Origin of the sequence: Campylobacter sp. MIT 21-1684, from assembly GCF_026241315.1 — a bacterium.
In the GTDB taxonomy this organism is placed as follows: Bacteria; Campylobacterota; Campylobacteria; order Campylobacterales; family Campylobacteraceae; genus Campylobacter_D.
The window spans coordinates 1-12,979 of record NZ_JAPHNA010000012.1; the positions used below are offsets into that span (position 1 = coordinate 1).

Here is a 12,979-nt window from a genome sequence, read left to right on the forward strand (position 1 = left end):
GAGATTAAGGCAGAGTGAGGAATTTGAGTTGTTTTTTAGAGAAAAGCTATAGTTTTAGACTACACAGAATTGAGAAAAAATGTCTCTACTCTAAAGAGAAACAATCTAAAGTTATCAAGCTTTTAAAAATTATCTAACTTTTTAGTACAAGCTCTAAGGAGATAATAGATAAGATTAAGAATAGAGAACACACAATAGAATGCAAAAAAGCGTTTATCAAATGGGTTTTTATTTGGGCAAATGCGAGAAAGTTGAGACTAAGAGTATATACAAGCTTTAGATAATTTAGAAAATAAAGCTATTATTGATGAGTTTTATAAAAGGAGATTCTATGATACATAAATTAAGCATATTCTTTTACATTTCTTTTATATTTATAAATTTAGTAAAAGCAGAATCTGCTCAAGTAGCTAAGCCTAGCTTTGATTGTGCTAAAGCTACCACAAAAGTAGAAAAGATGATATGTAATGATGAGAGTGGGGAGTTACAGAATTTGGATAGATATATGTCTGAAGTCTATACTCAATTAAGAAATGAGCTAAGAAAGTCAAGTTTGAGCGATAAGAATCAAAGATTAGATAATCTTTTACAAACTCAAAGAAAATTTATTAAGAGTGCAAATAAAATTAATTCAAATAATTTATCTAGTATCTATGAGGATTTATTTGGTGAGTATGACGAAGAACTGATACAGAGAATAAAAGATAATGAAAAAATGTTTACTAGAGTTGTGAATGAAAGAAGTATCATTAGACTTATCTATGAGAAAAGAATTACTGCCTTACTTAAACTACTCGGTGAAGTGTTAGATTCTAACAATAAAGAGCTGTGTGAGTATGCAAGAAAAGGTGATATGGATTTGAGCGAATGGAGAGAAATAAAATATTCAGCTAATGACCCACTATATACACTAGGATTCTGTCTAGGCTCTGATTACAACTACAAATATTGCACCTATGGCAAACTCACAGAAAAACAGAAGTTTATCAATGATAAAGACCGGTATGCGGAGCTACAAATTTATGTCAAAGAACTTGATATAAATAATGATGGAAAAAAGGAAACAATAATGCTTTTACAAGGCGATTCATCGCAAACACTTTATGTCTTAACAGGCAATCAACTCAATGAAAAGGCAAGTGATAGAATCTATGGTGATGATTTGCATTTTAGTGAAGCATATACATTTGGAAATCTATGGAAGACAATGGAAGTAGGTGAGAGGATTTCTTTTGTTCTCACTACCTATGCACTTCCTAGAAATAAAATAACAAGACGCTTTGATTTTAAAATGTTTGAAGAAAGAGAAATATATAGTTTTGAAAGCGAGGAGGATATAAAAAGGGGTGAACAAGAAAACATACTTCCACAATTTACAGTATTATTTTATAGTATTATGGAGTTTAAAGAAAAAAACTATATCCGTTTAATAAGTAATCGCTTTTTTTGGGACGAATCAGAGAAATATCCAAATGTCAGAATCTATCTCTTAGAAGGCAACAAAAGAGAACTAAAATGCACTTTTTTCAAGAAAGTAAATGAAAATAGTAAATTATAAAACAACAAGAAATTAAAGCACACTTTATTTAGAAGCAGGAAAGAACAATGTTTGAAACAACGCAAAATACAAATTACTTAGAAGATACCTCAAATTTACTTAAGATTGTAGAGGGTTTTAGAAAACAACCTTATGGTGATACAAAGGAAATTTTAACCATAGGTTATGGGATTAATTTGCAAGTTAGGACTTGGCTTGTCGCAGTTTTAAATGAACTTGGTGTATTTGGGGAGATAAGAGAAGTTGAAAGCGAGAACAATATACAGGCTTTAGATAATTTAGAAAATAAAGCTATTATTGATGAGTTTATAAAATGAGAAAGGAGATTCTATGATACATAAATTAAGTATATTATTTTACATTTCTTTTATATTTTTAAATCTAGCGAAGGCAGAGTTAAATGAGGTGACTAAGCCTACTTCTTGGTCTTGGGAGGGGAGATATGAAATCTCTAGCAATGGAGAAAAAGAAGGAAATGAAGAGTTTAATGGATATTTTGGCTGGATTGACATTGCATTATGTAGAGAAAATAAATGCGATTTTAGTTACGAGTCTGTTGCTGGAAGGATATTAAGTCAATGTATGCTTAATGGCAAAATACATTTTTTGGATTCCACTCGTACCGTTGCTACATTAATTAGCGACAATGAAGATTTTGCGCATTGTAAAATTCATATTATTAAGAATAATCAAGGTATCGTGTTTGAAAAAGATGAAGAAGCATTTGATTCTATATGCTACACAATGTGCGGTAATGGAACTATATTTCAATGGAATACAATCTATAAGAAGGAATCGCTATAATGCTTTATGATATTAAAGAACTCACTGAAGATGACTACAAAAAAGAATGTGCAAGACTTCTTATTGCTTTTGAGAATTTAAATTATAAACAAGAAAATACTATACATATTGCTGGTAATGTAACTGTTGGGTATGGTCTTGATTTAAAAACAAACAGCAACCCAAAATTGCTTTTGAAGGAATACCTACCCGATAATTCTAAAAAATTAAAAATAGGCGATGAAGAACTAACTTTCTATGAAATTATAGAAAGATATAGGTCTAATCAAAAGAGTTTTACAGAACCAAATGCAGTGAAAGGTTATTTGCAAAATAAAGTATTTAATTTTTCACTTACACAAGAACAGGCTCGAAAGATTTTAGAAAAAACTTTCGATTCATATAGAAAATATATATCGCAAAATATTAATGAAAATTTGTTAGCATACAGCAAAGAAAAGGCTTCTTTGGTGTCTTTACACTATCACGGTAGATTTGTTAACATAAACGATAATATGCGAGATTCTATCATTAAAAAATCAAGGTTTTTACCTTGGTTCATTATAAGATATAAAACAAATATAAATACTTACTTAGGATATATTTCTAGAAGTTGTGATGAGGCAGATATTTATTTATCTAATCCAAATATTAATCAAATAAAACTTATATTTGATATATTTTCTTATTTAAATATTAAAAAGGAAACGATACGCTATAGAGAATATGAACTTAATAAAAATATTCAGAATTTTACCGCTAAAACAAAAGAAGATACTCTTTTAAAGTTGGCACTTTGGTATGAAAATGATTTAGATTTTATAAGGTTTAACGGAAAAAATCAAGTGAGCAAAATAAGCAAAAGTAACATTTCTAACATTGTTTCAAATCTTACCAAAAAATCTATAAACAACATCACTCAAATCCTCTCCCCTTACCTCACCTACATCAACACAAACTTTGCTAAAGGCAGTGTGTCTGAATATGCTTTAGAAAATATCTATGTCTTAAATGAAGTAAAAGATACAGAACAACTCAATATTGCTCTCAATCAAAGAAAAGATACAAAGAGTTTAACACCACTTCTTATCATCTGTCTTAAACCAAAAACCCAAGCAGAAAATACTGATACCTACACCATTAAACAAAGTCAAAATACCTTTTTAAGTATAGTAGTCTTTGAAGGAGCAAAGCTAGACATAAGTAAGCTTAATAGCGATGAAAGTGAGATTATCTATGCAAGAGATAATCAGGAGAAAAGAGAAGCTTTTTTATTGCAAGGTTCTTGCCAATCTATGCAACAGCGCAACAATACTTTAACCATTCAAGGAAACTCCAATGAGACTTATCTCTTTGACAAAGAGCCTAATGCCATATCTCCTATCCTTAAAGTCTATAAAGAAGCAAATGAGAAAGGCTATATAGAAATCCATAACTTTGCAAAAGAGACCTTAGCAGAGAGCACTACCTATATCTTAGGCAATGATAGTAGGCAAAGATATTCTGGCATTACTCTTTTTCTCAATGAAAACACCAAACCTCATAATACTGATTGCAGCAATGAAGGAAACTTTAAAGTCATAGTGCAAAATCTTCATCTTTATGGATTGAAAGAAAATGACAAGTTGTTTCTTTATAACTGCGAAAACAGAAAAGAACTCTCAAGCACAATTACAAGTGATTATACAGCCCTCTTTTATCCAGTTTTAGATTTACCTGAGCAAGATGAGCACTCTCAAAGGACACAAAGCTCTCATATTGTCCTCTCTACTAAAGAAATGGCAGAAAATGCAAACATACAGCACCAAACCACAACAGCTAATCCAAACTTTCAAATCAACAGACAAGCAAAACTCTCTCAACACTATATCATTACAGATGCAAAACTGAGCACAAAAGAGCCTCCTTTACAAAACAAGAGCAAAGTTCTTGTACAAAGTGTAAGTTTTAAAGACAAGAAGTATGTACATTATAAAGCCAATGACACTCTTACATTTCAAGCTCACTATAATACAAAAATCTCACAAGAACAACTCAAAGAAGCCAAAGCAAATACAAAATGGGCATATATTTTAAGCACAGATGAAACTCTTCCTCAAAAACTTGATTACAGAAAGATTACACAAGAAGGAAATGATAGTCCTTATATAGGTGAAGACTATACACTTACTTTAAAAAAAGAATACTTTGATACAAATAAAGCTACTTATCTTCATATCTTTGCTTATATTAATGCTCCAAGCAGTAAAGTCAAACAAGTGCTTAAACTTGAATATCCCCTCTCTTTAAGATTTAATGGGAAAGAACTTCATATAGTAGAGTGGGGAAAGGTAACCCATAGCTTTGTTGCTCAAAGTGGTATATCTCATCACACAAACACCGCTCATACACAACAAGCAAATGAAAATCAAATAGAAGAAAAGACTTATTACATTAATTTAAATGATAAAGAAGAATCAAATCTAGCAGAACAAGTTTTAGTTTTTATAAAAAATACAATACAGAAAAACACACAACAAGAAGATAAAGGAACACAATTCTTTAGACTCTATGAAAGTAAAGATGCTCTTTATCCTCTTAATCAAAGTAATACTACAGCTTATACTCTTCATACAGGAAATGAGTATGGAGATTATAAAGGTATTGATTTGGCTAAAAATAAAGATAATGAGCTCCTAAGTGAAAAAGAATTAGCAAAAATTTATACAAAGCAAAATTTAAATAATGCCTCAAATACAAACAATCAAACTTTAAACTCAAATACTAGTACCATAAAGACTAAAAACTCTCAAGGATTCTTTCATACCTTAGAAAGTCTTAAACAAAAATACAAAGATATAGTAGAAAGTCTTAAAGATGAGAGAGGGAGGATAATGATTAAGGTAGAGGTGGGGTATGAGGGAGGAGAATTGCCTTGGAAAAAATTGCTAGAGCAGAGTTAGGTGTTTTAGAAATAGAAAAAGCAGAGTATAACCCACGAATAATAGAATATCACTCTACAACAACGGGTAAATTTCAAGATGATGAAACACCTTGGTGCTCTAGTTTTGTAAATTGGGTCATAACACAAGCAGGGTTAAAAGGCACAAATAGTGCTAGAGCTGCTTCTTGGAAAAATTGGGGACAGAAATTAGATAAACCAGCGTATGGGTGTATAGGTGTTAAAATAAGAGCAAATGGAACAGGGTATGTTGCCTTTATAATTGGTGTATTAAACAATAAAAACTTGGTTGGTTTAGGGGGAAATCAAGCTGATTCGGTAAATTGCAGTGATTATCCACAAGATTTTTTTCAATTCTTTGTGTATCCTTTAGGATATAATCCAAATTATAATTTACCCTTAATCAATGAAAACCAAACAATAAGAGGAGGTAACACACAATGAAAAAACTTATAACAATGGTATGTTTATTATATGGCGTATGCTTTGCGGATAGTTATAAAAACAGGCTCAATGATGGCATAGAAATAGCCATTACTCATTTAAATAAAAAAGAAATTGCTTTTGAGTTCAAGCAAGATAATAAGATTTTACTTAGTGGCAAGGCTGTGGATAAATATAGTGAGTTTGGGCTAGAGAGTAATGAGGATGAAGAGGGGAAAGATTATCTTGCCATTGAATATTGGAATGTGGCTGATGAATGTTTGCTAAGTTTTAGGATACAATGCAAACCTGCTGATGAAAATGATACAAAGACGCGTTTAAGGATTGTCGGCAAAGATGCGGGACAAAAGTGCAAAAAATATAACGAACTTGAAGATGTGATATTTTTTAAGCAGTGATTGTGTGAGACTTTGTGTATCTTTTAGGATATACAACCCAAAATTATAATTTACCCTTAATAGTAGAGGAAAATATATTGCTATCAAGTGTATAAAATACGCCCTTTGTATCTTTTTATACTTTAAGATAACGATGTGAAAAATATAGGAACTTCCCTATAATTTTGCATATTCATAGTTTCTATCTCAAAGACTGGAATCTTCTTGCAAGGGTGCGCTAAAAGCATTATAAAAACACAGACAAATAAAAATTATAAAGAGTACAAGCTTTTATTCTTTTCCTTATAATTTAAACTTTACTTTTGTGCTCTAGTACTCTCTAAAGCACTTATAGTACTTATTTTACTTGGTAAATAAATAAAAATTCATAGATTACAGAACCAAACACTTACTTTCAATACACTCATAGATGTATTAACACAGATTTTTAATGAGAGAAATTTCAATATAATTTGTAAATTTGAAATATCGTCAAAATTTAAAAAATTCAAGCTATCCTAAACATTTTTTGATTACAATTTTCGGGTTTTTATTTCATTGTTTATAAAGGAGTAATGATGAAAAGTATCACTTTATTTTTAGTATCTGTTTTCGCTCTCTCTACACTGCTTTTTGCTGCACCACACGAAGCTCCAAAGCCTCATATCAAAGGCATTTTGCCAGAAATTTTCAATAATGCAAGTTTTAAAAAACGAAAACAAGCCCTAAAGGCGGAATTTAAAGAAAAAGAAGCAATTGATAAAAAAAGAGAATTTTTTAAATCTAAAATCAAAGCCCTAGAATTAGACAAAAAAATCTTAGAAATCAATTTAGAAGAGGCAAAAGCAGCACGAGATGAAAGCAAAATCAATGCGACCTTAGCCCAAATCGTGCAACAAGAATCTAAAATTGCTCAAGAAAGAAGCACACAGAAACAAGTCATCTCCGAAATGGAGCAAAATGCAATCAACAAAATCAATAAGATTCTAGGCTACTAAGAGAATCACATAATTACCAATTATATAATACTCGTCATCCTCTCAATTCTATTTTTGAGATGGATTATCGGGATTGTCAGGGTCATAGATTTTATGTGTTTTATCTGAAATAATTTCTTACCTATTTCCTTAGAATCTACATCCTGGCCATCATTGCTCAATCTTAAAAATAATTTCTTAAATTCATAAACACTATTTGGCTCATAAAAACTTTCTCCAGTAGCTTGAGACAGCTCTTTTAAAGCATTGAGATTTTTATTAAGAGATAAAATATGGATTAAACCCGATTCCTCTTAGAACCATGGCTATTTTGTACAATATTACGATTGAGATTCTTTGCAAGATAGAACATTTTTTCGTACTTCCCGTATTATTTTGTGAGTTGAGTATCTTTAGAATAACTTTCTTTGTTCTCTTCTTTGAAAATATGCCTAGCGACGATAAGTATTATTTTCATCATAAATTCCACCTAATAATATCCTCGCAGTAAAGCGAATATAACGGATTTATTTGGTATTTTTTGCATATCAATCTTATCTTTATCATATACCCGAAGTATACTTGAGCAAAATGTGAAACCATCACTATTTCATCGCACTTTACCCATAAATAAGGCAAGAAACATAATATTAATGAGTTTTTCATTCACTGCGTTAAAAATATCTAAAAGGCTTAGCTTTGTGGTTTTTTGATTAATTTACTACCTCGCTCCACACTCACTAAACCAGCAGATTTAAGTTGAGCAAGGATATTGCGGATAATCACGCTATTCACACCCGCAGAATCTGCAATCAAGACCTGCCAAAAATTTACCAAAATATCAAAAACATCAAAGGTTTAGATTCTAAGTCTAGCTCAATTGCACTTGCAATTTCTACGCCCCCCCCCCCTCACTCATAAAAGTTGAAATAAGCCTTTGAATATCATCTGGAAAATGTTCAACAACCAGTCTCACTGCTAGAGTTTTGCCTCCACGATAGCGCAATGGGCTTTTAGTATAGCGTTATACGCAAGAGATTTGCCTTTAAGATTGCGCAAAAATGCTCTTTGGGGCTAACATTTTGTTTTTCGCAGAAACTATCACTCTGCTTAATTCCTGTTGCAAAGGCTCAAAATCAAATAAAGACTGCTGTTGTGTCAATAGATTGTTTTGAATATTTTATAGAATTAAAACAATTTTGAGTTAAAACATTGCATATCCATAGATTCAAACCCACTCCTTACCTTAACTATCAATCTATGGATATTATAGCTTAAGTTAGCCTAGATTTCTCATTAAGTCCCATTAAGTCTTTGAGTAACTTAAGAATATTACTTCAGATTCTGCTTAAAAAACATTGCGATTGTATCAAAGGGAATCTTTTGGGCATTGTCATACAAATCCGTGTGATTGGCGTCTTTAATAAGCAACAATTCTTTGTTTTTGCCCTTAAGCTTTTTGTAAGCGTCCTCACTGAAATACTTGCTATGTGCCTTGTCGCCGTGAATGATTAAAACCGCACTTTGTATCTCACTGCTGTATGCAAGGATTGGCATATTGATAAAGCTTAAAGATGAAGTGAGATTCCAACCACCATTGGAGTTAATAGAGCGCGCGTGGAAACCTCGTGGCGTTTTGTAATAATCAAAATAATCCTTAATAAATTGTGGCTCATCGCCTGTAAGCTTTTGAGGTAAGCCCCCTGCTTTGGCATAAGTGCCACTTTTAAAATCCTTTGTGCGCTGTGCGTTGAGGCTTTCTTTAAGCTTATAACGTGCCTTTGTATCCATAGAATCATTATAGCCATTGGCATTCACGCGGCTCATATCATACATTGTGGAAGCCACGACTGCCTTAATGCGCGTATCCATCGCAGCGACATTAAGCGCAAATCCACCAAATCCACAAATGCCCAAAACGCCAATTCTTTGAGAATCCACATTCGCATAATTGCTTAGAAAATCTACTGCTGCGCTAAAATCCTCTGTGTTTATATCAGGAGAGGCGACATTGCGAGGTTTGCCCCCGCTCTCCCCTGTGTAAGAAGCGTCAAATGCAAGGGTGATAAAACCTTTTTGCGCTAATTCTTGCGCATAGAATCCGCTTGCCTGCTCCTTGACTGCACCAAAAGGACCACTGATTGCTATGCTTGGGAGTTTATCGCCTTTTTTAATATTTTTAGGTAGATACAAATCCCCTGCGAGCGTGATTCCATAACGATTGGTGAATTTCACCTTTTGCACCTTGACTTCATTGCTTTTGGCAAAAACCTTATCCCATTTCTCTTGTGCCATAGCTGCACCTCCTATCAAAAATATTAGCACCAATACGATACGCCCAAATGTCTGCGAGAGTGTCTTATTTTTCATTACTTCTCCTTATGATTTTAAAAATTTATTTGATATTATACAGCCTGATACTTGGTGTTTGTCAAGGGATAGAGGAGAAAATTAGGTTTATTTTGGAATTTTAAGACACTTGCACAATCCATACATATTCTTTTATATATTTATCGCCCTTCTTTGCATTGCTTTTAAAGCGAGGATAGGTAAAGCTCTCAAATGCCACTTTTCCTAAGGGTTTTAAAATGGCATTAATTTCTTCTTTTTGCATTATCCCCTCACTATTGTAGCTCAACACGAGGGTTTTATACTTTTTGCTACTTGCGATTTGCTCCAAACTTGCAAGGGCAGTTTTGGCATTACAAAAGGTGCTTTTTTGATGTTGCCACTCCCGCAATCCTGCTACACCTTTGATTTTGGGATTATCATATTTAGCAATGGTTTCAATAAGGTGATAATTAGGTGCATATTGGCGGTGATTGTAAGGCGGGTCAAGGTAGAGTATGTCAAAAGTTTGTGTAAAATTATTTAAAACCTCCAAACTATCGCCACAGAAACAAAAATGCTCTTTATTGCTGCACAAAATCTCTATTTCCTTAAGCTTGAAATCCTTTAAGGCTCTTTTATCCCAAGATTTACAAAATGCCGCATATACGCCCGCTACATTTGCAAACAAAGAGACAGATTCTATCAGTGTGGCTAAAAGAATAAAATATTCATTTTCGCTGATAACTTGCTTTTGTCTCCAAGTTTCAATTTGCGCTCTTATAGAATCTATTTTCCCAGCATTTGTATCGCTAAAATACATTCTAGGTTGCGGCAGATTCTTGCTTCCGCTTGGGGCGTAATTGTGAAAGATAAAACCTTTTGTACTTGGAAGTGTATTCAAAAAGCTAAGCACTTTTTGATAGGGCGAAGTTTCATTAGAAAAAAGAGAATGAGGTAAAATTTGCGAAGATTCTATAATATTGCTTAAGCCCTCAAATGTAGGGATTTGATTGTTTTGCAAATAAGCCCTTTGCAAACAAAACGAAAAATACAGCATATCGCAACTATAAACCTGCAATCCTTTTGCCTTAAAAAACCTCCCTATACTCGCGCTTCCAGCAAACATATCAAAAAAAATTTGATTATTTGTGTGATTCATCACTTGATGTTTTTGCAAGAGTGCATAAATCTTTGCACTTAGGGCTTCTTTATTGCCTATAAAACGCATCGGGTTTTCTTCCTTTTTGGAATATTTGCAAAGGATTATAATTTGTAATTAATACTTCTTTTGTTCCTATTTTGTCTTTATATTTTGCTTGATAATTGGCATTAGTGTAATGCGTATTAATAAAATGAACTTTGTAGTTATTGCTCTCTAGCCATTGTCTTAAAATATGATTTTCTTTATTTTTATGAATAAGCACATTAGAAAGTGCAAATTGAATGCCTTGTGAGTGAAGCTGATTAAGAGATTCCAAAAGGCTTTTTTCTAACTCCTCGTTCCAACCGCTAAAGCCCCTTTTGCCATCGTTATAAGTGCCTTGCGTGATAAGATAAGGTGGGTCAGCATAGACAAAACTTTGCTGCGTTAAACTTAGAGAATTTAGGGCTTCTCTAAAATCAAGGCTTAAAAATTGGATTGGTTTATGCCGTAAAGTGTAGATAAAATTACAGAGATTTTCTTGCATTGTGGGATTAAAATGTGAGCGATTTTTGCCAAAGGGATTATTGAACTGATGTGCGTTATTAAAGCGAATCTGATGATTAAAGCTAAAAGCAATGAGTGCGAATAATAAAAGAGGTGATTTGTGAGCATTATAAGCATTGCGCAAATTATTATAGCCTTGAGTGTTTTGTAGGTTTAAATGGTATTGTGCAATGATATGATGGATTTCTTTAACCACAAATTCCGCGCTGCTTTTTTGCAAAAACTCATACAAATCAATGAGAAATTTAAGATTGTCATTGCAAATGATTTTTTGCGCTTGATTGATATTAATCCCTACACTACAACCCCCGCAAAATAAATCTACAAAAATATCACTTTTGCTTGGAAAAAGTGGCAGGATTTGAGAGAGGATTCTATATTTTCCTCCTATGTAGTTGAGGGGAGATTTAATAGGTTTTGAAGCATAAGAATCAAGTGCTTTAGTCATTGTTTTTTCCAAAAATCAAGCAAATTTTTAAGTGAAAAAATAAAAATTTGTGGAGCTTTTATGCCCAAAACCATTTCACCCTTGCTATTAAGCAAAAAGCCGATTTCAATTTCTATAATTTTACTCTCACAACTTCCATATAAAACAACAGAACGAACAATCTTATAAGTTGGATAATGCTTTTTTATATACTCATTTTCTATAAAATCATAATTTTTTAACTCCTCTATCCCCTTATGTCTATTCTCATAAGTCTTACCCTCTATATTAATAATTTCTAAATTCTCTGGGTCAAGCAAAATTAAATCAGGGATAAAAACTATGGCATTTTTATTTCCAGCTTTATAAATCTCTCTGTCTTGGTATTTTTGCAAGGCGATATATTGATTATCACTTGTAATAAAATAGCCTTTTTCGCAACCTGCGTGGTTTTCAAAAATTGCCTTGCCACTTGAAAAATTTTCTATAAGCAAATGAATAAAAATAGTTGCGAGTTTTTCACCCTCTTGTTCATAATGCCAATATGCTTTTTTGCAGACACCAATATTTTGTATTTCTATTTTAGGAATTGTAAGTCCAGCTAAAGAAAGATTTAAAAGATTGGCAATTTGTATAAATTTGTTTTTTGTCCCTACTTGTGCTTGATTTAATCCGTGTGAAATAATCTCTATTTCTCCATTAAATCCAAGTTTTCTTAATGTGCTAGCAATCCCACTTATTGCTCCAATATTTGGGTCGTGTGCAAGTCTGCCACTCTTGAGTAATCGCCCCGAAACTTGAATTTTATTTTCAGAAGATTCTATAATTTCAATCGGCACATTGCCCTTAGGTGCTTTTCGCATTTTTGTTTTAAACTCAATTAATTCTTTAATATTTGCAAAGGGTTTTAATATTCCATCATCATCTTTGAAACTTTTTCCAAGTATTTCAACTCCTAAAGTCCTTAAAATCCTCGTGCCGAATATAGAAGTCTGCGTAGGTTTTTCTTTTTGCAAAACCTTTAAATTATAAAGCATAATTTTTTGAGAGTTGGGATAGAAAAAGTGAGCATACACAAATTTTGTTATCCTCTGATAAACTCCTGTATTTCGGCTTTCACTATCATCAGTTTTTGTTTCTTCTATGAGATAAAGGGGTATATCATTTTGCGTGGGCTTATGCTCTTGAAAAAAGACTAGGTAATCCACAAAACTACTCGCACCACTTACAATCTCTAAAAATATTTTCTGTATTTGGTTGCATTTTACCCCGATGATTTCGTAGTCAAAGCTAAATTTAGAATCCTCCACCACAGGCAAGATTCTTAAATTATCCACAAACGCACACCACTTAGAATCTGCTAAAAATCGCTGAACAATCAGCTCCAAAACTTTTAACTTTGGTCGCTCCTCTGTGCATATCCATAGATTCAA

At 32.6% G+C, this 12,979-nt stretch carries 11 protein-coding genes; 7 read left to right on the top strand and 4 right to left on the bottom strand.

Translation table 11 applies throughout. The features are described from left to right. The first annotated feature begins 331 nt into the window (after positions 1-331). The 7 genes from OQH62_RS05750 (at position 332) to OQH62_RS05780 (ending at position 7,101) form a co-directional block, all read left to right on the top strand. Entirely contained in the window at positions 332-1,558 is a 1,227-nt protein-coding gene (locus OQH62_RS05750; RefSeq protein WP_266015105.1) for a lysozyme inhibitor LprI family protein, read from the top strand. Positions 1,559-1,605: 47 nt separating this feature from the next. Then, on the top strand, positions 1,606-1,875 hold the full coding sequence (locus OQH62_RS05755) for a hypothetical protein (protein WP_266015108.1): 270 nt from the start codon (positions 1,606-1,608) through the stop codon (positions 1,873-1,875). Positions 1,876-1,888: 13 nt separating this feature from the next. Continuing rightward, positions 1,889-2,362: a hypothetical protein gene (locus OQH62_RS05760; RefSeq protein WP_266015112.1), complete on the top strand. Its 474-nt coding sequence runs from the start codon at positions 1,889-1,891 to the stop codon at positions 2,360-2,362. Further along, positions 2,362-5,283: a hypothetical protein gene (locus OQH62_RS05765; RefSeq protein WP_266015115.1), complete on the top strand. Its 2,922-nt coding sequence runs from the start codon at positions 2,362-2,364 to the stop codon at positions 5,281-5,283. Before OQH62_RS05760 ends, OQH62_RS05765 begins: the two co-directional genes overlap by 1 nt. Then, on the top strand, positions 5,256-5,726 hold the full coding sequence (locus OQH62_RS05770; protein WP_266015120.1) for a TIGR02594 family protein: 471 nt from the start codon (positions 5,256-5,258) through the stop codon (positions 5,724-5,726). Before OQH62_RS05765 ends, OQH62_RS05770 begins: the two co-directional genes overlap by 28 nt. Then, positions 5,723-6,124 carry a hypothetical protein gene (locus OQH62_RS05775; RefSeq protein ID WP_266015122.1) on the top strand — a complete coding sequence of 134 codons (402 nt, stop codon included), beginning with the start codon at positions 5,723-5,725 and terminating at the stop codon, positions 6,122-6,124. The genes OQH62_RS05770 and OQH62_RS05775 overlap by 4 nt, the downstream gene beginning before the upstream one ends. 557 nt (positions 6,125-6,681) lie before the next feature. Further along, complete coding sequence (locus OQH62_RS05780) at positions 6,682-7,101, top strand: hypothetical protein (RefSeq protein ID WP_266015124.1); 420 nt, start codon at positions 6,682-6,684, stop codon at positions 7,099-7,101. A gap of 1,311 nt (positions 7,102-8,412) precedes the next feature. Here OQH62_RS05780 and OQH62_RS05785 read toward each other — a convergent pair. The 4 genes from OQH62_RS05785 to OQH62_RS05800 all read right to left on the bottom strand — a co-directional run bounded on the left by OQH62_RS05785 (position 8,413) and on the right by OQH62_RS05800 (position 12,979). After that, positions 8,413-9,450, bottom strand: coding sequence for an alpha/beta hydrolase (locus OQH62_RS05785; RefSeq protein WP_266015127.1), 1,038 nt, complete (start codon positions 9,448-9,450; stop codon positions 8,413-8,415). A 100-nt stretch (positions 9,451-9,550) separates the two neighbouring features. Further along, complete coding sequence (locus tag OQH62_RS05790) at positions 9,551-10,639, bottom strand: DNA adenine methylase (protein WP_266015128.1); 1,089 nt, start codon at positions 10,637-10,639, stop codon at positions 9,551-9,553. After that, positions 10,620-11,567: a DNA adenine methylase gene (locus tag OQH62_RS05795; RefSeq protein ID WP_266015130.1), complete on the bottom strand. Its 948-nt coding sequence runs from the start codon at positions 11,565-11,567 to the stop codon at positions 10,620-10,622. Before OQH62_RS05795 ends, OQH62_RS05790 begins: the two co-directional genes overlap by 20 nt. Further along, positions 11,564-12,979 carry a hypothetical protein gene (locus OQH62_RS05800; protein WP_266015132.1) on the bottom strand — a complete coding sequence of 472 codons (1,416 nt, stop codon included), beginning with the start codon at positions 12,977-12,979 and terminating at the stop codon, positions 11,564-11,566. Before OQH62_RS05800 ends, OQH62_RS05795 begins: the two co-directional genes overlap by 4 nt.